The following is a 19,597-nucleotide window of genomic DNA, read 5'->3' as shown; positions in this document are numbered from 1 at the left end:
CGTAAAAACCGGGATTCTACCAAGCCGGCATGGCGCCTGCGCGACCGGCAGGCGCCTGCGTCTCCCAATTTGTGTTGCCGGTCACACCGGGCCGGGCTTGGGGGTCTCGCCGACGCGGACGATCTTCATGGTGTTGGTGCCGCCGGGGGCGCCGATGGGCTCGCCGATGGTCAGCACGATGAGGTCGCCGTAATCGACGACGCCCTGTTCGAGGAGTATCTGCTCGGCTTCCCAGAGCATCACGTCGCGGTCGCCGTGCACCTGCGACATCAGCAGCGGATAGACCTCGCGGTAGAGGGTCATCTGGTTGCGGGCTGTGGTCTCGGGGGTGAGGGCGTAGATCGGCACGCCGCTGTTGAGGCGGCTCATCCACAGGGCGGTGGAGCCCGTTTGCGTGAGCGAGGCGATGGCCTTGACCTTCAGGTGGTAGGCGGTCCACATGGCGGCCATGGCAATGGACTGGTCGATGCGCGTGAACACGCGGTCGAGGAAGTCGCGGTCCATCGTGACTTCGGCGGACTTCTCGGCCTCGAGGCAGATGCGCGACATGGCCTCGACGACCTCGACCGGGAACTTGCCGGAGGCGGTTTCGGCCGAGAGCATCACCGCGTCGGTGCCGTCGAGCACCGCGTTGGCCACGTCGGAGACCTCGGCGCGGGTCGGCACCGGGCTGTGGATCATCGATTCCATCATCTGGGTGGCGGTGATGGCGAGCTTGTTGCGCTCCCGGGCGGCGCGGATCATGCGTTTCTGCAGGGCCGGCACGGCGGCGTCGCCCACTTCGACGGCCAGGTCGCCGCGGGCCACCATGATGCCGTCGGAGGCGTCGAGGATCTCGTCCAAGTTGGCGACCGCCTCGGTGCGCTCGATCTTGGCGATCAGCACGGCGCCGCTGCCGGCGGCGCGCAGCAGCTGGCGCGCCATGTACATGTCGGCCGAGCCCTTCGGGAAGGAGATGGCGACGAAATCGACGCCGATCTGCGCGGCGGTCTTGATGTCGTCCATGTCCTTGGCGGTGAGGGCCGGCGCGGTGAGGCCGCCGCCCTGACGGTTGATGCCCTTGTGGTTGGAGAGCTCGCCGCCGACCTTCACGCGGGTGTGGATCTCGTGGCCGAGCACGCGCTCGACGCCCAGCTTGAGGCGGCCGTCGTCGAGCAGCAGCACGTCGCCGGGCTTCACGTCGCGGGGCAGGTCCTTGTAGTCGAGGCCGACGCGCTGGCCGTTGCCCAGTTCGCAGCGGGCGTCGAGGATGAATTCGGCGTCTTTCTGCAGCACGATCTTGCCGGCCTCGAACTTGCCGACGCGGATCTTGGGGCCCTGCATGTCGGCCAGGATACCCACCGGGCGGCCGGCCAGCAGGGCGGCTTCGCGCACCTGGGCGGCGCGGCGGATGTGGTCTTCGGCGGTGCCGTGGGAGAAGTTGAGGCGCACCACGTCCACGCCCGCCTGCACCAGGCGTTCGAGGATGGCGAGATCGGACGAGGCGGGGCCGAGGGTGGCGACGATCTTGGTGTGGCGGGACATGCGGTCTCCGGGAAGGTGGCGGGTGGGGCCGGCGCGGGATCAGGCGTCCTGCGGCGGCGCGGAAGGTGAGGTGCCGACGCTGCTGCGTCCGGCGCTCTTGTTGCGGTACATGGCGCTGTCGGCGCTGCGGGCGAGGGTTTCGATGTCGGTGCCGTCCTCGGGGTAGAGGGCGATGCCGATGCTCACCGAGAGGAGCCGCTCGTGGCCGTCGAGCAGGAAGGGCTGGTTGATCGCGGTGCGGATCTTTTCGGCGACCGCGAGCGCCTCTTCCATCGAGTGGATGTCGTGCAGCAGGATCATGAACTCGTCGCCGCCCTGGCGGGCGAGCAGGTCGCTGGCGCGCAGGGATTGCTGCATCCGCCGCGCCGCCTCGATCAGCAGCACGTCGCCGGCGGCGTGACCGAGGGAGTCGTTGATCTCCTTGAAGTGATCGAGGTCGAGGAACAGCAGCGCGAAGCGGGTGCGATGGCGCATCGAGAGCAGCAGGCTGGTGCCCATCTGGTCGAGGAACTTGGCCCGGTTGGCCAGCCCGGTGAGGGTGTCGTGGGTGGCCAGGTAATGGATGCGCTGTTCCGAGGCCTTGCGCTCGGAGATGTCGGTGATGGTGAGGATCACCCCCTGGAGCAGGCCGTGGGCGTCGAGGTGGGGGGCGTCGGTGACGATGGCGGTGAGCGTGTCGCCGCCGCCGCGACGCAGCTCCTGTTCGTAGGTGGCGGCTTCGCCGCGCAGCAGGCGCGCGGTGAGGGCGCGACGGCGCCCCGGGTCGTCGGTCGGCCACAGGCTGTCGAGGCGCCGGCCGATGATCGCGCCTTCGGGGTAGCCGAGCAGGGCGATCAGGCGCGGGTTGAGGAAGGTGAAACAGAGGTTCGCGTCGAGGGCCGCGATGCCGTCCTGGGAGAGATTGACCAGCGTGCTGTAGCGGGCCTCGCTGGCGCGCAGGGATTCGCCGATCTTGTCGAGGGCGATGGCGCGCTGGCGCGCGGCGAAGAACGAGGCGGTGAGCAGCACGAACAAGGCGCCGATGGCCACCACCGCGGCGTATTCGGCCAGTTCGCCGTCGGCGGCCTCGGCCGGGGCGGGCAGGGCGTCGAAGGTCAGCGTCCACACCCGGTTGTCCAGTTCGAGCAGGGTGTGGCGCTGCATGGCGCTGGCGTCGTCGCTGCGCTCGGGGGCGGAATCGTAGAGCAGGTTGGCGGCGGTGGTCTCGTTCCCGTCGTAGATGCGGACCCGGCTGGAGGATTCGCCGAGGGTGCCGGTGATCAGGTCGCCGAGGCGGAACGGGCTGTAGATCCAGCCGACGAAGGCCTGCAGGCGCTGCGGCTGGGTCTCGAGGGGGGCTCCGTGGCGGAACACCGGCAGATACAGCAGCACGCCGGCCTGGATGTCGGTGCTGGTTTCCTGCACCAGCCGCACCTTGCCCGAGAGTGCGGGGACGCCCAGGTTGCGCGCCCGTTCCATGGCTTCGCGCCGCACCGGCTCGGACAGCATGTCGTAACCGAAGGCGCGCTGGTTGCGCCAGTCGAAGGGTTCGAGAAAGACGATCGCGCCGTATTCGTCGCGCACGCCGGGGGGCGTGACCCGGTAGTCGGGGAAGCCCTCGGCGCGGATGCGCTGCTCGTGGCGGGCGAGGCCGCCGGCGGGGATGTATTCGGCAAAGCCGACGCCCTGGATGCCGGCGTAGTCGGCGTGCAGGCGCAGGGCCGTGACGTAGGCGCGCCATTCGGCGCGGGTGACGACTTCGGAGGCCGCGAACAGCGCGCGGGCGCTGCGCAGCACCTGGCGGTAGGCCTTGAAGCGCTCCTCGATCTTCAGCGCGATCTCGCTGGTCTCGAGGACGAAGGCACTCTCCCGGGCCGCGGCGTGGGCACGGCCGATCCGCTCGAAAGCGATGCCGCCCACGATCACGGCGATCGTGGTTGCCACGACGATGGGCAGGATGGTCGCGCGCAGCAGACTGCGCGGGTCTGCCCCGATGAACGCCCTCATGACTTGCTTTTCTCCCTCGAGCGACGCTTTTTGTGGATCGTCAGTCGAGTAGTCTAACCACTTGGCGTCGGCCGCAATACAGCTTTGCGCAGGAAGTTGCCTTGCCGCCACACGTGCGGGGCTGACCCGGGCCATGCGGGGGTGTCATAATTTGACGAATCGCCCCAAACGGGGCAATCGATTGTCCATTTCAAGGATTTCCATGATTCTGGTTACCGGCGGCGCGGGCTTCATCGGCGCAAATTTCGTTCTGGACTGGCTTCGCACCTGCGACGAGCCGGTGGTCAACCTCGACGCGCTCACCTACGCGGGCAACCTCGAGAACCTCGCCTCGCTCAAGGGCGACGCGCGGCACGTCTTCGTGCAGGGCGACATCTGCGACCGCGCCCTCGTCGACCGCCTGCTGGCCGAGCACCAGCCCCGCGCCATCGTCCACTTCGCCGCCGAGAGCCACGTGGACCGCTCCATCCACGGCCCGGGCGACTTCATCCGCACCAACGTCAATGGCACCTTCACCCTCCTCGAAGCCGCCCGCGGCCACTGGATGGGGCTCGACGCCGCTGCCCGCGCCGCGTTCCGCTTCCACCACGTGAGCACCGACGAGGTGTACGGCTCCCTCGGCCCCCACGACCCGGCCTTCACCGAGACCGACACCTACGAGCCGAACAGCCCGTACTCTGCCAGCAAGGCCGCCTCCGACCACCTCGTGCGTGCCTGGCACCACACCTACGGCCTGCCGGTCACCACCAGCAACTGTTCCAACAACTACGGCCCGTACCACTTCCCGGAAAAGCTCATTCCGCTGATCATCGCCAACGCGCTGGCCGGCAAGCCGCTGCCGGTGTACGGCGACGGCCAGCAGATCCGCGACTGGCTGTACGTCACCGACCACTGCAGCGCCATCCGCGCGATCCTGGAAAAAGGCACGTCCGGCGAGGTCTACAACGTGGGCGGCTGGAACGAGAAGCCCAACATCGAGATCGTGAACACCCTGTGTGCGCTGCTCGACGAGCTCAAGCCCGATCCGGCCGGCAGCTACAGCCGCCTCGTCACCTTCGTGGCCGACCGCCCCGGCCACGACCGTCGCTACGCCATCGACGCCCGCAAGATCGAGCGCGCACTGGGCTGGCGTCCCGCCGAAACCTTCCAAACCGGCATCCGCAAGACCGTCGAGTGGTATCTCGCCAACCAGGAATGGGTGGCCCACGTGCAGAGCGGGGCCTACCGCGAGTGGGTCGAGAAGAACTACGCCGAGCGCGCCTGAGGAAAGCCCCGCCCATGAAGATCCTTCTGCTCGGCAAGAACGGCCAGGTCGGCTGGGAACTCCAGCGCAGCCTGGCTCCGCTCGGTGAGCTGATCGCCCTCGACCACGACGGCGCCCCCGGCCTCTCCGGCGACTTCGCCCACCCGGAAAGCCTCGCCGCCACCGTGCGCGCCGTGGCCCCCGACCTCATCGTCAATGCCGCCGCGCACACGGCGGTGGACAAGGCCGAGAGCGAACCCGGGCTCGCCCGCGCGATCAACGCGCTGGCCCCCGGCGTGCTGGCCCGCGAGGCCGCGGCCCTGGGCGCGCTGCTGGTGCATTACTCCACCGACTACGTCTTCGACGGCCGCGGCACGGCCCCGTGGGTCGAGGACGCGCCCACCGGCCCGTTGTCGGTGTACGGCGTCACCAAGCTCGAGGGCGAGGAGGCCATCCGCGCCAGCGGCTGCCGCCACCTCATCTTCCGCACCAGCTGGGTGTACGCGGCTCGTGGCGGCAATTTCGCGAAGACGATGCTCAAGCTCGCCGCCGAGCGCGACGTCCTCACCATCATCGATGATCAGCACGGCGCGCCCACCGGCGCCGAACTGCTCGCCGACGTCACCGCCCACGCCGCGCGCATGACCCTCGCCAACCCCGATCTCGCCGGCACCTACCACCTCGCGGCCGGCGGCGAGACCACCTGGCACGGCTACGCCCGCCACGTCATCGAGTTCGCCCGCGCCAAGGGCCAGCCGATCAAGGTCGCCCCGGACGCCGTTCGCCCGGTGCCCACCAGCGCTTTCCCGACCCCCGCGACGCGCCCGGCCAACTCCCGCCTCGATACCCGCAAGCTGCAGCAGGCCTTCGGTCTCGTGCTGCCCGACTGGCGGCGTGGCGTCGAGCGGATGCTCACCGAAATCCTGCCGAACTGAGAAAGAACCCCATCATGCAACGCAAAGGCATCATTCTCGCCGGTGGCTCCGGCACCCGGCTGCACCCGGCCACCCTGGCCGTCTCCAAGCAGCTGATCCCGGTCTACGACAAGCCGATGATCTACTACCCGCTCAGCACCCTGATGCTGGCCGGCATCCGCGACATCCTCGTCATCTCCACACCGCAAGATACGCCGCGCTTCCAGCAGCTGCTGGGCGACGGCAGCCAGTGGGGCCTCAATTTGCAGTACGCCGTCCAGCCCAGCCCGGACGGCCTCGCCCAGGCCTTCGTGATCGGCGAGGACTTCGTCGGCAACGGGCCGAGCGCCCTCGTCCTTGGCGACAACCTGTTCTACGGCCACGACTTCGCCGCGGGCTTGCGCGAAGCGAGCGCCCACGCCGACGGCGCCACCGTGTTCGCCTATCCGGTGAATGACCCCGAGCGTTACGGCGTCGTCGAGTTCGACGAAGCCGGCCGGGCGATCAGCCTCGAAGAGAAGCCCAAGCAGCCCAAGAGCCGCTACGCGGTCACCGGGCTGTACTTCTACGACAACCGCGTCGTCGACATCGCCAAGCACCTCAAGCCCGGCGCCCGCGGCGAACTCGAGATCACCGACGTGAACCGCCAGTACCTCGACTGGGGCGCGCTCGACGTGCAGGTCATGGGCCGCGGCCACGCCTGGCTCGACACCGGCACCCACGAGAGCCTGCTGGAGGCCAGCCTGTTCATCCAGACCATCGAGAAGCGCCAGGGCCTCAAGATCGCCTGTCCCGAGGAGATCGCCTGGCGCGCCGGCTGGATCGACGCCGCCCACCTGCAGAAGCTCGCCGCCCCGCTCGCCAAGAACGGCTACGGTCAGTACCTGCTGCGCATCCTCGACGAGAAGGTGTTCTGATGAAGGTCATCGAAACCGCCATCCCCGGCCTGCTGGTCCTCGAGCCCAAGGTGTTCGGCGACGCTCGCGGCTTCTTCATGGAGAGCTTCAACGCCAAGGCCTTTCGCGAGGCCACCGGGCTCGACGTGGACTTCGTGCAGGACAACCATTCCCGCTCCGCCCGGGGCGTGCTGCGCGGCCTGCACTACCAGATCGAGCAGGCCCAGGGCAAGCTCGTGCGCGTCACCCGCGGCAGCGTGTTCGACGTGGCGGTGGACCTGCGCAAGTCCTCGCCCACCTTCGGCAAGTGGGTCGGCATCGAGTTGTCCGAGGAGAATAATCGCCAGTTCTGGGTGCCACCGGGGTTTGCCCACGGCTTTCTGGTCACCAGCGACTCGGCCGATTTCCTCTACAAGACCACTGACTACTACGCGCCGCAGCACGAGCGCAGCCTGCTGTGGAACGATCCGACGGTGGCCGTCGACTGGCCGCTGCACCTGCTGGACGGCGCGCCGCTGCTGTCGGCCAAGGACGTGGCCGGCAAGCCGCTGGCCGCGTGCGAAACCTTCGCCTGAGCGCATCCTGGTCCGCCAGCGGGCCGTGACGATCTGACAACTATTTCTTCGTATTGCCCGAGGCCGGCGCGCGATAATGCGCGCCTGTCATCCTGCCTGTGGAGCCCCGCATGTCCCGTTCGCTGATCTACCTCGTTGCCGGCGCGCGTCCCAACTTCATGAAGATCGCCCCGATCGTGCGTGCCCTGCAGGCCCGGGCCGACCGCTTCGAGTTCAAGATCATCCACACCGGCCAGCACTACGACCGGGAAATGAGCGACGTCTTCTTCGACGAGCTGGGCATTCCCAAGCCCGACTACCACCTGGAGGCTGGCGGCGGCAGCCACGCCACCCAGACCGCCAAGATCATGGTGGCCTTCGAGGAAATCTGCCAGAAAGCCCGCCCCGACTGCGTGCTGGTGGTGGGCGACGTCAATTCGACCCTGGCCTGCTCCATCGATGCCAAGAAGCTCGACATTCCGGTTGCCCACGTCGAGGCCGGCCTGCGCAGCGGCGACATGCGTATGCCCGAGGAGATCAACCGCCTCGTCACCGACAGCATCTCCGACTGGTTCTTCTGCACCGAGCCCGCCGGCGTGGACAACCTGCTGCGCGAGGGCAAGGGCCAGGACGTGGTGTTCCACGTGGGTCACGTCATGGTGGACAACCTGCTGTTCCAGCGCGACAAGCTCGACGCCTCCGACAAGTCGGGCATGGACACCGAAGCCATCAAGGCCAAGTACGCCAAATACGGCGTGGTCACGCTGCACCGCCCGTCCAACGTGGACGACGAAGCCAATCTGCGCGGCATCGCCGGCGCGCTCAAGCAGATCGCTGCCGACCTGCCGCTGATCTTCCCGGTGCACCCGCGCACCCGCGGCAACCTCGAAAAATTCGGGCTGGACCTCGGCCCCAACGTGGTGCTCACCAAGCCCCAGTCGTACATGGAATTCCTCAACCTGTGGAAGGACGCCGCGCTGATCATGACCGACAGCGGCGGCCTGCAGGAAGAAACCACCGCGCTGGGCGTGCCCTGCCTGACCCTGCGCGAGAACACCGAGCGCCCGGTGACCGTCGACGAGGGCAGCAACGTGCTGGTCGGCACCAACCCGGACGCCGTCATCAAAGAGGCCGCCAAGGTGCTGGCCGGCCAGGGCAAGCAGGGCCGCCGCCCGCTGCTGTGGGACGGCAAGGCTGCCGAGCGCATCGTCGCCGAACTGGATCGCCTGCTGCCCTGAACCTCGGGCGCATCGCGCCCGGCCGTGGCGAAGCCAATCCCGATTGTTGCTGGTTGAGCAACAATCGGGATTTTTTTGTTGCAAATTCAGGGCGTGCTGCAGGTGAGGTCAGGTCTGGACGCTCGCCCGCAGCACGCCCTCCAGGGCGCCTGCGCAGCTCTGGATCCGCGCGGCCTGGTCCAGGCCGTTGATGATGCGGCGTGCGTTGAAGTAATCGCAGCCGGTTTCGCTGATGTAATCGGACAGCTTCTTGCCCGTGAAGCCGCCCTTGCGCATCCCGTGGGACATGATCCGGTAGGCCACCGCCGGATCGAGCGTCAGTTCGGGGTTCTGCATCAACGGGTGGTCCATGCCGAGGGCGCTGCCCAGGCGGTCGTAGTTGGTGCGGCCGGTGATCTGCACGTAGCCGCGTCCCCGGAAGCGGTAGCCGTCGCCCGGCTGGGTGTTGCCGAGCCGCTTGCCCAGCGCGGTGCCGGCGTCGTACTGGTTGAAATAGCTGCGCGGGCCTCGTTCCACCACCGGCGGCCAGGTGTCGGCGCATTCGTGCTTGACCGTGGCCAGCATGTAGGCGGCGGCGCGCAGGTCGGTCACCGCGGCGGCGTCCTCGAGGGCGGCGAGCAGGCTGTTGAGTCCATCCACCTGCCCCTGGCTGAGTTTGCCGTAGGCGGTGCGGTAGCTGCCGAGGCGGGCCAGGGTGGCGTCGCGGGCGGCCGCCCGGCGCGCATCGAGGGCGTCGGGGCGGAGGTGGAACAGCACGCCGCCGGCGCGGTGGCCCACGCAGATGGAACGGGCGGGCTGGCGGCAGGGGGCATCCGCGACTCTCCTGGGCGGGGGCGCAGATGTCGTCGGCGTCGCCCCTTCATTCAGAAAGAATAGGCGACGCGGCGCGCCCGTGCACGGCGGATTAGAGGGGCGGTGCGGAGATCGGGGAGAAGGCGGAAGCGGGGCGCGACGGGTCGCCGCAGCTGGCGGACGACCCGTGGCGGTGGGGCGCGCTCAGGCGTCGGGGCTGGTGCCGCCGACGGGGACGAACAGGGCGTCCACGAACTCCCTGGCGCGGAAGGTCTGCAGGTCGTCGATCTGCTCGCCGACGCCGATGAAGCGCAGCGGCTTGGGGCTCTGGCGGGCAATGGCGGCCACCACGCCGCCCTTGGCGGTGCCGTCGAGCTTGGTGAGCACGAGGCCCGTGACGCCGATGGCGGCGTCGAAGGCCTTGACCTGCTGCAGCGCGTTCTGGCCGATGTTGGCGTCGAGCACCAGCAGGACTTCGTGGGGGCCGGAGGGCTCGGCCTTCTGGATCACCCGGCGCACCTTGGCGATTTCTTCCATCAGGTGCAGCTGGGTGGGGAGGCGGCCGGCGGTGTCGGCCAGCACGATGTCGATGTTGCGGGCGCGGGCGGCGTTGATGGCGTCGAACACCACCGCCGCCGGATCGCCGGATTCCTGGGCGATGACGGCCACGCCGTTGCGCTCGCCCCAGGTCATGAGCTGCTCGCGGGCGGCGGCGCGGAAGGTGTCGCCGGCGGCCAGCAGCACGCTCTTGCCCTGGTTCTGGAAGTGCTTGGCGAGCTTGCCGATGGAGGTCGTCTTGCCCGAGCCGTTCACGCCCGCGATCATGATGATGTAGGGCTTGTGGCCGCTGATCTCGAGAGGCCGCTCGAGGGGCTGGAGGATGGCCAGCAGGCCCTCGGCCAGCGCGCCCTGGAGCTGGTCGGCGGTCTCGAGCTTGTCGCGCTTCCAGCGCAGGCGCAGTTCCTTGAGCAGGTGCTGGGTGGCCTCGACGCCGCAGTCGGCCATCAGCAGGGTGGTCTCGAGTTCTTCGAGGAGTTCCTCGTCGATCTTGCGCCGCGAGAACAGGCTGGTGAGCCCGCCGAGACCGCCGCCGATCTGCTCGCGGGTGCGCGCCAGGCCCGAGCGCAGGCGATCCATCCAGGAGCGCTTCTTTTCGGGCTCGGGTGTGGCGGCGGGGGCCGGCGCGGGCGGCACGACGGGGAGGGGCGCAGCCGCCTGCGGGGCCACGGTGGGCTCCGGAGTGGGCGCTGCGGGCGGCGTGTCGCCGCCCTTGAGGGTTTTCTTCAGGAAACCAAACATGGGGTGCCGGGTCAGAAAGTGGGTCGATCGGGGCGGACAGGGCGTGGAACGCACCACGCCGCCCGGTTGGCCGGGCCGCCGGAATGCCGCTATGATGCCGCGCGCCAGGGCGCGGTGGGTGTCGCGACGGTGCTCACGGCAGCCTGCAACCCCAAATTTTACCAGATGCTTCAAAAGCCTATGATGAATCGCAGTTTGCGTGCCGGCCTCGTCGCCGGTGCCCTGTCGGCGGTGCTGGCCGCCCCGGCGTGGGCCAATCCTTTCGAGAGCACCCTCCCCAACGGGATGAAGCTGATCGTCAAGGAAGACCGGCGGGCGCCGTCGGTGGTGCACATGGTGTGGTACAAGGTCGGCGCGATGGACGAGGTGGATGGCACCTCGGGGGTCGCCCACCTGCTCGAGCACATGATGTTCAAGGGCACCAAAAAAGTCGGCCCCGGCGAGTTCAACAAGCAGGTGGCCGCGGCCGGCGGCCGCGACAACGCGTTCACCAGCTACGACTACACCGCCTATTTCCAGCAGGTGCCCAAGGAGGCGCTGGGCAAGATGATGGCGCTGGAGGCCGATCGCATGGCCCACCTCCAGGTCACCGAGGATTCCTTCAGGAAGGAGATCGAGGTGGTCAAGGAAGAGCGTCGCCTGCGCACCGACGACAAGCCCCGGTCGCTGGTCATCGAGCAGCTGATGGCCACCGCCTTCCAGGCCCACCCCTATCGCCGTCCGGTGATCGGCTGGATGGCCGACCTGGACAACATGACGGCCCAGGACGCCCGCGACTGGTATCAGCGTTGGTACGTGCCCAACAACGCGACCCTCGTGGTGGTCGGCGACGTGGATCACGACGCGGTGTTCAAGGAGGCCGCGCGCACCTACGGGGCGATCAAGACCCGCGCGCTGCCGCCGCGCAAGCCGATGAGCGAGCCGGAACAGACCGGCCCGCGCCGCACGGTGGTCAAGGCGCCGGCCGAGCTGCCCTACGTGGCGCTGGCGTGGCGCGTGCCCACCCTGCGCGACGTGAAGAAGGACGACGACTTCTACGCGCTCCAGGTGCTCGCGGCAGTGCTCGACGGTTACGACGGCGCGCGGCTGGCCAAGAACCTCGTGCGCGGCAGCCGCGTCGCGGTGACGGCCGGGGCCGGCTACGACGGCACCGCCCGCGGGGAATCGCTGTTCGTGGTCGATGGTGCGCCCGCCGCCGGCAAGACGGTGGCCGATGTGGAGGCCGCCCTGCGCGCCGAGATCGCCCGCATCCAGACCGAGGGCGTGTCCGAGGACGAGCTGCGCCGGGTCAAGGCCCAGGCCGTATCGGGCCAGGTGTACAAGCGCGATTCGCTGATGGGGCAGGCGATGGAGATCGGCATGGACGAGATGGTCGGCCTGTCGTGGAAGGACGACGCCGAGATGCTCGCGCGCATCCGCGCGGTGAGCGCCGCCGAAGTGCAGGCGGTGGCCAAGAAGTACTTCCGCGACGAGACCCTCACCGTTGCCCAGCTCGACCCATTGCCGGTGGACCCGCAGGCCCGTGCCAAGGCCGCCGCCGCGCCGCACCACCACTGATCGCTCCTCGTCCTTGAAGGTGAATCGTCCGATGATCTCCTCGCCCCAACGCTTCGGTCTGGCCCTCGCGCTCACCGTGGCGACGCTCGTCTCCGCGCCGGCCCGTGCCGGCCTCGCCATCCAGAACTGGACCACCCCCAACGGCGCCCGGGTGTTCTTCGTCGAAAGCCGCGCCCTGCCGATCCTCGACGTGCAGGTGGATTTCCGCGCCGCCGGCACCGAGGTGCCTGCCGGCAAGGCCGGTCTGGCCGGGCTCACCCAGGGCCTGCTCGACGCCGGCGCCGGCAGCCTCGACGAGGAAGCCATCGCCAACCGGGTCGCCGATCTCGGCGCCCAGATCGGCGGCGGTGCCGACATGGACCGCGCCTCGCTGACCCTGCGCACCCTCAGCAGCCCCACCGAGCGCGATGGCGCCGTGGATCTGCTCGCCACCCTGATCGGCCAGCCCACCTACCCGGCCGCCGCCGTCGAGCGTGAGAAGGCGCGCACCATCGCGGGCCTGCGCGAGGCCGCCACCCAGCCCGACGCGATCCTCGCCCGGCGCTTCGCCTCGGCGGTCTTCCCCGACCACGCCTACGGCCGTCTGCCCACCGAAGAGAGCGTCGCCAGCCTCACCCGCGACGAACTGGCCGAGTTCCACCGCCGCTATTACACCGCCGCCCGCGCGACGGTGAGCATCGTCGGCGACGTCTCCCGCGCCGAAGCCGAGGCCATCGCCAGCCGTCTCGTCGCCGGACTTCCGGCGGGCGAGGCGCCGGTTCCCGGTGGTGCCGCGACGCTGCCCGAACGTCAGACGATCCGCGTCCCGCACCCGTCGGCCCAGGCCCACATCGCCGTCGGCCAGCCGGGCATCCGCCGCGGCGACCCGGATTTCTTTCCGCTGTTCGTCGGCAATTACATCCTGGGCGGTGGTGGCTTCGTGTCGCGGCTGACCGGCGAGGTGCGCGAGAAGCGCGGCTACGCCTACAGCGTGTACAGCTATTTCGCGCCCCAGCGCGAGGTCGGGCCGTTCCAGATCGGCCTGCAGACCAAGGGCAGCCAGGCGGACGACGCCCTCAAGGTGGTCGGCACGACCCTCGACGAATTCCTCGCCAAAGGGCCGACCGAAGCCGAACTGCGGGCCGCGCAGGACAACCTCATCAACGGCTTCGCGCTGCGCCTCGACTCCAACCGCAAGATGCTCGAGCAGGTGGCGGCGATCGGCAGCTTCGGCCTGCCGCTCGACTACCTCGACACCTGGCGCGACAGGGTGCGCGCGGTGACCGCCCTTCAGATCCGCGACGCCTTCCGGCGTCACGTGAAGCCCGAGCACATGGTGACCGTGGTGGTCGGCGGCGACGGCGACAAGACCGCCGCGCCGAAGAACGGAGCCACCCGTTGAGCCGTATCCGCATCATCGGGGGCGCGTGGCGCTCCCGCCTCATCGACGTGCGCACCGTCAAGGGCCTGCGGCCCACGCCGGACCGGGTCCGCGAAACCCTCTTCAACTGGCTCGGTCAGGAACTCGACGGCAAGACCTGCCTCGACCTGTTCGCCGGCAGCGGCGTGCTGGGCTTCGAGGCCGCCTCGCGCGGGGCGGCGGGGGTCACGATGATCGAACAGGATGCCGTTGCCCTGGCGGCCCTGCAGGCCAACGCAAAGACCCTGCAAGCGACGTGTGTACAGCTTGTGCGGGGCGATGCGCTAAACTTCGCCCGTTCCACCAAGCAGACCTTCGATGTGATCTTCGTCGACCCGCCTTACCGGGCCGGCTGGATCGAGCGGATCGCCCCCCTGTTGCCGGGGTTGCTCGCAGACGGTGGCCTTGCCTACGTGGAAGCCGAACATAAAATCGACAACATCGACCGATTGACGCGCATCAAGCACGGCACGGCCGGACAGGTGTATTACCACCTCTTCGCCCGGGCCGAGTGAGCGCGACGCATCGCGCCGACAGCAGGGGGCTAGGCATGAGGGACGGCATCGCGGTTTATCCAGGGACTTTCGATCCATTCACCCGCGGTCACGAGGATCTGGTTCGCCGGGCCTCCCGCCTGTTCGAGAAGCTCATCGTCGGCGTCGCGACCAGTGGTGGAAAGGGGCCGATCTTCAGCATGGACGAGCGGGTCGAGATCGCCCGCGAGGTGCTGGCGCCGTATCCCAACGTCGAGGTGCAGGGCTATTCGTGCCTGCTGGCGGATTTTCTCCACCAGAACAACGCGCGGGTGATCCTGCGGGGCCTGCGCGCGGTGTCGGATTTCGAGTACGAATTCCAGATGGCCGGCATGAACCGCAAGCTCTACCCGGACGTGGAGACGGTGTTCCTGACCCCGGCCGACGAGTACATGTTCATCTCCGCCACGATGGTGCGCGAGATTGCACGGTTCGGCGGCGATGTCAGCAAGTTTGTGCAGCCGAGCGTCAATGCGCGGCTGCGCGCCAAGATCAACAAACAGTGAGTAACGAAGGAAGCAAGCAAAATGGCCTTGATGATTACCGACGAGTGCATCAACTGCGACGTCTGCGAGCCGGAATGCCCGAATGGCGCCATTTCCCAGGGTGACGAGATCTACGTGATCGACCCCAACAAGTGCACCGAGTGCGTCGGTCACTTCGACGAGCCCCAGTGCCAGCAGGTCTGCCCGGTGGACTGCATCCCCTTCAATCCGGAGCACCCGGAGACGAAGGACGATCTGATGGAGAAGTTCCTCAAGCTGACCGCCGACAAGTAATTCGTCGACGCCCAGCGGCAAAAAGCCGGCGCACCTCGCGGTGCGGCCGGCTTTTGTTTTCCTGGGGCGCGATCAGGCGGCGAGGATCGAGGCCGTCGGAGCGTCGGGAGAGGGCATGTCGAGGGCTTTCTCGATGCGTTCGGCGAGGGCGATCAGCTCCGCCACCTGCACGACCAGGACTTCCTCGGCCTGCTGCAGCTCGCGCACGCGGTCCTCGAGGGTGTCGGTGGCCTGGTGGATGCGCTTGACGCTCTCCAGGCGGCGCTTGAGCTGGAGCTGGTACTCGCGCACCTGGGTCTCGAGGGGCGCCATCACCGCGCGCAGCCACTGTTCGGCGTCGCGGTTGGCGACCTCGAAGGTGCGCCGGGCTTCGACCGCGACGGTTTCGAAGAACTTCTGGGTGAGGGTGTGCTTCTCGGTGGTGACGATGGTCAGCACCGTGTTGAACTGGCTGTTGAAGGCCGCTTCGAGACGCTCGATCTCCTTCTCGTAGCGCAGCGTGGAGAAGGCGGTGGGGGCGGCGAGTTTGAGACCGTGCTCGACGGTGAAGCGCTTGTACATCGCGTCGAGCATCTTGGAGATCTCGCCGATCTCGTCGGTGGATTTCTTCAGGTTGCCGCGCAGGTGCTGGAAGAACCCCTTCATGGCCTCGCGCAGGCCGCGCGAGAAGGCGGCGTCGAGCATCGCCTCGCGGGTGCGGCGGGTCTCGTCGCGCAGGGCGTCGAGACCGAGGTGGCCGAACAGGTTGTTGGAGAGGTTGGAGAACACGCTGCGCACCGCGTAGTACTTCTGCAGGCCCTGCTCGAACTCGTCCTTCTCGGAGCGCACCTTGCGCATCATGTATTCGATGACGTTCTGGTTCTTGCCGCGCAGGTCGGTGAGCTCCTGGAGCTGCTCGCGCAGGCCGCTGAGGCGCGCGCCGAGCAGTTCGCGGGTGCGGCTGACGATGTCCATGACGTCGCCGTAGGTGTTGTCGCGGACGATGTCGCGCTTGGTGGGCAGCAGCTCGGTGGACAGGGCGCGTTCGAGTTGCACGAGGCGGCTGCGCTCGAGCAGTTCGGCGTCGTCGTTGACCTTGGCAACCAGGCCCTTCTGGGCCGACACCGGGAAGACCTGCTCGGGTTCGATTTCCAGCGTCGCGGCGACGCTGTTCACCTGGCCGGAAATCTCCCGCTCGATGTCCGCATCGCTGCGCAGCCCGTCCCACAGGCCGTCGATCTTGTTGAGCGCCACGATGCGCCCGCGCTGGCGCCGGCCGGCGTTGACGTGTTCGCGCCAGACCGCGAGATCGCTCTGGGTGACGCCCGTGTCGGCGGCGAGGATGAACAGCACCGCGTGGGCGTTGGGCAGCAGGTTGAGGGTGAGTTCGGGTTCGGCGCCGATGGCGTTGAGGCCCGGCGTGTCGAGGATCACCAGACCCTGTTCGAGCAGCGGGTGCGGAAACTGGATGATCGCGTGGCGCCACAGGGGAATCTCGACCTTGCCGTCGGCGTCGGGGCGGATGCCCTTGTCGCCGCTCTCGTCGATCGGGAAGCCCAGCTCCTCGGCCTCGGCCACCGTGGCCATGCGCGTCTCACCGACCTGGGCCAGCGCCTGCTGGAGGCTTTCGGCGGAGCGGGTGTCGAGGGGGCGGACCTGCCATTCCTCGGGGTAGCGCTTGAGTTCGGTGATGCTCGCGTTGGTCTTGCGGCTCTCGATGGGCAGCAGGCGGATCTCGGGCTTGTCGCCATTCTTCCACTGCAGCTCGGTGGGGCACATGGTGGTGCGGCCGGCGCTGGAGGGCAGGATTCGGTTGCCGTAGCCGGCGAAGAACACCGCGTTGATGAGCTCCGACTTGCCGCGCGAAAACTCGGCGACGAAGGCGACGATCAGCTTGTCTTCGCGCAGGCGGTCGAGCAGGTATTGCAGGCGCAGGTCGGACTGGGCATCGCCGATCTCGTTATCCTGCAGCCACCGGCGCAGATCCCCGATCCCGGCGGCAACGTCGCCGCGCCACTGGGTGTAGGCGGAGAAATGTTCGGCGAGCATTTGGGCGTCTTTCACGGGCTTCATTCCTGACCAGGTGCCGCTGGGCCGGCAGATTATTCCGAGGTTGATAGCATAAACGGGATCGCCGCCGACCGGAATTGCTTTCAGCGCTGGCAGCGTGAACAGTAAAACGTTGCCCGTTGTCCCATGATGCGCTTGCGGATCGGGGTGGCGCACTTGCGACAGGGCTCCCCGTCGCGGCCATAGACGAAATACTGCTGCTGGAAGTAGCCCGGCATGCCGCTGCTGCTGACGAAGTCCCGCAGCGTGCTGCCGCCGGCGGCGAGCGCATCCTGCAGCGTCTCGCGGATGCTGGTGACGAGGCGGGCGCAGCGTTTCGGGCCCAGTTCACCCACTGGCGTGGTCGGGTCGATGCCGGCCCGGAACAGGCTTTCGGAGGCGTAGATGTTGCCGACCCCGACCAGCTGGCTGCCGTCCATGATGAAAAGCTTCACCGGCGTCTTGCGGCCCCGGGTCGCGGTGTGCAGCCAGGCGCCGTCGAAGTGGTCGCCCAGCGGCTCGACGCCGAGCCCCGCGATGAGCGGGTGCGGTGCCTCGCCGGGTTGCCACAGCGCCAGCCCGAAGCGCCGCGGATCGCGCAGACGCAGGGCGCGCGGGCCGAAGACGATGTCGAGGTGATCGTGCTTTTCGGGGGCGAGTGACGCCGGCACGATGCGCAGGCTGCCCGACATCCCCAGATGAACCAACAGGCTGCCGGTCGGGAAGCGGAACAGCAGATACTTGGCGCGCCGCTCCACCGTATCCAGCGTGAGGCCGGTGAGCAGCTCGGCGAGCTCGGGCGGAACCGGCTGGCGCAGGCGCCCGTTGCGGACGACGACGCCGCTCACGGTGTGGCCGCTCAGTTCGGGCGCGATGCCTCGGCGGGTGGTTTCGACTTCGGGTAGTTCGGGCATGACGAAGGCTTGTGTGGGCTGGGGGCGCCGGCGGCCGGCTGCTTGCTTGCTGGCCTTCCGGAAAGCGCCTAACATCGGGCGAACCCTATTGTAGCGGCGCGATCGAAGCGGTGGACGCTCTGCGCCGCCTGCCGCCGCGCCGATTCGTCCGGCGTCGCGAGCGCCCCACCGAACCCTGTCCGAGCCCAGTCCGAGTTCCTGCCGATGAAGCCCATTTTTTGTGCCGTGCGCCCGGCCCGCCTGCTTGCCGTCCTGCTCCTGTCCGGCGGCTTGCTGGGCGGTGCAGCCCATGCCCAGCAAGCCGACGCCGCGCCCGACGAAGGCGAGGGCAGCCAGGCCCGCTACCCGGCCCAGGAGCTGACCCCGCAGATCCTCTATCAGCTGATGCTCGCCGAAGTGGCCGGCGCGCGCGGGCAGGGCGCGATGGCGGCCCAGTCCTACCTCGACCTGGCCCGCCGCACCCGCGACGGCCGCATCGCTCGCCGCGCCGCCGAGATGGCGGTGTTCGCGCGCCAGGCCGATCTCGCCGCCGAGGCCTCGCGCCTGTGGCTGGAGCTCGATCCGGCGTCCCTGCAGGCGCAGCAGCTGGCGGCCGGCACCGCCGCGAGCAGTGCCCGCATCGACGAACTGCAGACCCATCTCGCCACCGCCCTGGCGCAGCAGGGCGACAAGGTCGCCCCGGCGTTGATGGGGCTCAACCGCGGCCTCTCGCGGATTCCCGACAAGGCCCTCATCCAGCGTCTCGTCACCCAGCTCACCGCGCCGTATCTCGCCTACCCGGAAGCCCATTTCGCCCGCGCCAACGCGGCCTACGTGGCGGGTGACGCCGCCGCCGCGGCCCTGGCTCTCGATGGCGCCCTGCGTCTGCGGCCCGACTGGGAGCAGGCGGTCATCCTGCAGGCCCAGCTCCAGCAGGAGGCCTCGCCCGGCAAAGGGCTGCAGACCCTGCGCGACTACGTCTCCGCCCACCCCGACGCCCGCGATCCGCGCATCACCCTGGCGCGCCTGCTGGTGGCCGACAAGCAGTTCGGCCTGGCGCGCGAACAGTTCGAGCAGCTCCTCAAGCGTGCGCCCGATGACCGCGACGTGGTCCACGCCGCCGGCCTCCTCGCCATGCAGCAGGGCGACCGGACGATGGCCGGCAAGCACTTCCGGCATCTGCTCGAACTCGATTTCGGCGACCCGGACATGATCCGTCTCTACCTCGGCCAGCTCGCCGAGGAGGACAAGCGTCCGGACGAAGCGCTCGGCTGGTACAAGGCCGTGACGCCGGGCAATCATTACCTCGGTGCCCAGGGGCGCATCGCCCAGGTGCTGGTGGCGCGGGGCCGGCTCCCCGAGGCCCGGCAGCACCTCCAGGCCCTGGCGCGCGCGGCGACGCCGGCCGACCGGGTGCAGTACGTCCTGCTCGAATCCCAGATCCTGCGCGACGCCGGGCGCAACGACGACGCCTTCGAAGTGCTCGACGAGGCGCTGCGCGGCGATCCCGAGAACCCCGATCTGCTCTACGAGTCCGGCCTGATGGCCGAGCGCATCGGCCGCGTCGATGCGATGGAAGGCCGCCTGCGCAAGCTCATCGCCCTCAAGCCCGACCACGCCCACGCCTACAACGCGCTTGGCTACTCCCTGGCCGACCGCGGGCTGCGCCTCGACGAGGCCGAGGTGCTGGTGCGCAAGGGGCTGGCCCTGGCGCCCAGCGACGCCTTCATCATCGACAGCCTGGGGTGGGTGCAGTACCGCCGCGGCAAGCTCTCGGAAGCCCTCGAGACGCTGCAGAAAGCCTTCGCCCTGCGCGCCGACCCGGAAATCGCCGCCCACCTGGGCGAGGTGCTGTGGATGCTCGGCCGCCGCGACGAGGCCGCGCAGACCTGGCGCGATGCCGCCAAGGCGAATCCCGACAACGCCGTCCTCGCCGACGTCATCAAGAAGTTCAAGCCGTGA

The 19,597-nt window shown here is 68.7% G+C and carries 17 protein-coding genes; 11 read left to right on the top strand and 6 right to left on the bottom strand.

Annotation, left to right across the window (positions count from 1 at the left end):
* Positions 1-81 precede the first annotated feature (81 nt).
* Positions 82-1,524, bottom strand: a complete 1,443-nt coding sequence (pyk, locus tag ACE3P2_RS14750; RefSeq protein WP_374265768.1) for a pyruvate kinase — start codon at positions 1,522-1,524, stop codon at positions 82-84.
* A gap of 39 nt (positions 1,525-1,563) precedes the next feature.
* Positions 1,564-3,510, bottom strand: coding sequence for a CHASE domain-containing protein (locus ACE3P2_RS14745; protein ID WP_374265766.1), 1,947 nt, complete (start codon positions 3,508-3,510; stop codon positions 1,564-1,566).
* A gap of 202 nt (positions 3,511-3,712) precedes the next feature.
* Between ACE3P2_RS14745 and rfbB the strand changes: the two genes are divergently transcribed.
* The 5 genes from rfbB (at position 3,713) to wecB (ending at position 8,355) form a co-directional block, all read left to right on the top strand.
* Positions 3,713-4,774: a dTDP-glucose 4,6-dehydratase gene (rfbB, locus tag ACE3P2_RS14740; RefSeq protein ID WP_374265764.1), complete on the top strand. Its 1,062-nt coding sequence runs from the start codon at positions 3,713-3,715 to the stop codon at positions 4,772-4,774.
* Between the two features lie 14 nt (positions 4,775-4,788).
* Complete coding sequence (gene rfbD, locus ACE3P2_RS14735; RefSeq protein WP_374265762.1) at positions 4,789-5,688, top strand: dTDP-4-dehydrorhamnose reductase; 900 nt, start codon at positions 4,789-4,791, stop codon at positions 5,686-5,688.
* An 11-nt stretch (positions 5,689-5,699) separates the two neighbouring features.
* On the top strand, positions 5,700-6,584 hold the full coding sequence (gene rfbA, locus ACE3P2_RS14730; RefSeq protein WP_374265809.1) for a glucose-1-phosphate thymidylyltransferase RfbA: 885 nt from the start codon (positions 5,700-5,702) through the stop codon (positions 6,582-6,584).
* On the top strand, positions 6,584-7,138 hold the full coding sequence (gene rfbC, locus ACE3P2_RS14725; protein WP_374265760.1) for a dTDP-4-dehydrorhamnose 3,5-epimerase: 555 nt from the start codon (positions 6,584-6,586) through the stop codon (positions 7,136-7,138). Before rfbA ends, rfbC begins: the two co-directional genes overlap by 1 nt.
* Before the next feature lie 110 nt (positions 7,139-7,248).
* Entirely contained in the window at positions 7,249-8,355 is a 1,107-nt protein-coding gene (wecB, locus tag ACE3P2_RS14720; RefSeq protein ID WP_374265758.1) for a non-hydrolyzing UDP-N-acetylglucosamine 2-epimerase, read from the top strand.
* A gap of 108 nt (positions 8,356-8,463) precedes the next feature.
* On the opposite strand, the gene ACE3P2_RS14715 is transcribed toward wecB, so the two are convergent.
* Entirely contained in the window at positions 8,464-9,111 is a 648-nt protein-coding gene (locus tag ACE3P2_RS14715) for a hypothetical protein (protein WP_374265756.1), read from the bottom strand.
* Positions 9,112-9,351: 240 nt separating this feature from the next.
* On the bottom strand, positions 9,352-10,446 hold the full coding sequence (ftsY, locus tag ACE3P2_RS14710) for a signal recognition particle-docking protein FtsY (protein ID WP_374265754.1): 1,095 nt from the start codon (positions 10,444-10,446) through the stop codon (positions 9,352-9,354).
* 180 nt (positions 10,447-10,626) lie between these two features.
* Between ftsY and ACE3P2_RS14705 the strand changes: the two genes are divergently transcribed.
* The 5 genes from ACE3P2_RS14705 to ACE3P2_RS14685 are packed head-to-tail and all read left to right on the top strand — an operon-like array spanning position 10,627 to position 14,714.
* Positions 10,627-12,003, top strand: coding sequence for a M16 family metallopeptidase (locus tag ACE3P2_RS14705; protein WP_374265752.1), 1,377 nt, complete (start codon positions 10,627-10,629; stop codon positions 12,001-12,003).
* Positions 12,004-12,034: 31 nt separating this feature from the next.
* Positions 12,035-13,384: a M16 family metallopeptidase gene (locus ACE3P2_RS14700; protein WP_374265750.1), complete on the top strand. Its 1,350-nt coding sequence runs from the start codon at positions 12,035-12,037 to the stop codon at positions 13,382-13,384.
* Positions 13,381-13,917, top strand: a complete 537-nt coding sequence (rsmD, locus tag ACE3P2_RS14695) for a 16S rRNA (guanine(966)-N(2))-methyltransferase RsmD (protein ID WP_374265748.1) — start codon at positions 13,381-13,383, stop codon at positions 13,915-13,917. Before ACE3P2_RS14700 ends, rsmD begins: the two co-directional genes overlap by 4 nt.
* A 35-nt stretch (positions 13,918-13,952) precedes the next feature.
* Positions 13,953-14,441, top strand: a complete 489-nt coding sequence (gene coaD / locus ACE3P2_RS14690) for a pantetheine-phosphate adenylyltransferase (protein WP_374265746.1) — start codon at positions 13,953-13,955, stop codon at positions 14,439-14,441.
* 21 nt (positions 14,442-14,462) lie between these two features.
* Positions 14,463-14,714 (top strand): YfhL family 4Fe-4S dicluster ferredoxin, encoded by a 252-nt coding sequence (locus ACE3P2_RS14685; RefSeq protein WP_374265744.1) that lies wholly within the window; start codon positions 14,463-14,465, stop codon positions 14,712-14,714.
* Between the two features lie 72 nt (positions 14,715-14,786).
* On the opposite strand, the gene ACE3P2_RS14680 is transcribed toward ACE3P2_RS14685, so the two are convergent.
* Both ACE3P2_RS14680 and mutM read right to left on the bottom strand, forming a co-directional pair.
* The gene (locus ACE3P2_RS14680) at positions 14,787-16,742 is read right to left on the bottom strand and encodes a dynamin family protein (protein WP_374265807.1); all 1,956 of its coding nucleotides are present in this window, start codon (positions 16,740-16,742) and stop codon (positions 14,787-14,789) included.
* A 104-nt stretch (positions 16,743-16,846) separates the two neighbouring features.
* Positions 16,847-17,656, bottom strand: coding sequence for a bifunctional DNA-formamidopyrimidine glycosylase/DNA-(apurinic or apyrimidinic site) lyase (mutM, locus tag ACE3P2_RS14675; RefSeq protein ID WP_374265742.1), 810 nt, complete (start codon positions 17,654-17,656; stop codon positions 16,847-16,849).
* A 204-nt stretch (positions 17,657-17,860) separates the two neighbouring features.
* Here mutM and ACE3P2_RS14670 point away from each other — a divergent pair, with 204 nt between their 5' ends.
* A complete protein-coding gene (locus ACE3P2_RS14670; RefSeq protein ID WP_374265740.1) occupies positions 17,861-19,597 on the top strand; it encodes a tetratricopeptide repeat protein in 1,737 nt (578 codons plus the stop codon).

It is taken from the genome of Zoogloea sp. (assembly GCF_041911615.1).
Taxonomy (GTDB): domain Bacteria; phylum Pseudomonadota; class Gammaproteobacteria; order Burkholderiales; family Rhodocyclaceae; genus Zoogloea.
The sequence above is the reverse complement of the archived record's forward strand: the minus strand, read 5'-3'. Positions and strand labels throughout refer to the sequence as shown.

What these genes read in the sequence shown, in the direction of transcription:
- pyk (WP_374265768.1), bottom strand. Translation starts at nt 1,524, where the DNA reads ATGTCCCGCCACACCAAGATCGTCGCCACCCTCGGCCCCGCCTCGTCC.
- ACE3P2_RS14745 (WP_374265766.1), bottom strand. Translation starts at nt 3,510, where the DNA reads ATGAGGGCGTTCATCGGGGCAGACCCGCGCAGTCTGCTGCGCGCGACC.
- rfbB (WP_374265764.1), top strand. Translation starts at nt 3,713, where the DNA reads ATGATTCTGGTTACCGGCGGCGCGGGCTTCATCGGCGCAAATTTCGTT.
- rfbD (WP_374265762.1), top strand. Translation starts at nt 4,789, where the DNA reads ATGAAGATCCTTCTGCTCGGCAAGAACGGCCAGGTCGGCTGGGAACTC.
- rfbC (WP_374265760.1), top strand. Translation starts at nt 6,584, where the DNA reads ATGAAGGTCATCGAAACCGCCATCCCCGGCCTGCTGGTCCTCGAGCCC.
- wecB (WP_374265758.1), top strand. Translation starts at nt 7,249, where the DNA reads ATGTCCCGTTCGCTGATCTACCTCGTTGCCGGCGCGCGTCCCAACTTC.
- ftsY (WP_374265754.1), bottom strand. Translation starts at nt 10,446, where the DNA reads ATGTTTGGTTTCCTGAAGAAAACCCTCAAGGGCGGCGACACGCCGCCC.
- ACE3P2_RS14705 (WP_374265752.1), top strand. Translation starts at nt 10,627, where the DNA reads ATGATGAATCGCAGTTTGCGTGCCGGCCTCGTCGCCGGTGCCCTGTCG.
- ACE3P2_RS14700 (WP_374265750.1), top strand. Translation starts at nt 12,035, where the DNA reads ATGATCTCCTCGCCCCAACGCTTCGGTCTGGCCCTCGCGCTCACCGTG.
- coaD (WP_374265746.1), top strand. Translation starts at nt 13,953, where the DNA reads ATGAGGGACGGCATCGCGGTTTATCCAGGGACTTTCGATCCATTCACC.
- ACE3P2_RS14685 (WP_374265744.1), top strand. Translation starts at nt 14,463, where the DNA reads ATGGCCTTGATGATTACCGACGAGTGCATCAACTGCGACGTCTGCGAG.
- ACE3P2_RS14680 (WP_374265807.1), bottom strand. Translation starts at nt 16,742, where the DNA reads ATGCTCGCCGAACATTTCTCCGCCTACACCCAGTGGCGCGGCGACGTT.
- mutM (WP_374265742.1), bottom strand. Translation starts at nt 17,656, where the DNA reads ATGCCCGAACTACCCGAAGTCGAAACCACCCGCCGAGGCATCGCGCCC.
- ACE3P2_RS14670 (WP_374265740.1), top strand. Translation starts at nt 17,861, where the DNA reads ATGAAGCCCATTTTTTGTGCCGTGCGCCCGGCCCGCCTGCTTGCCGTC.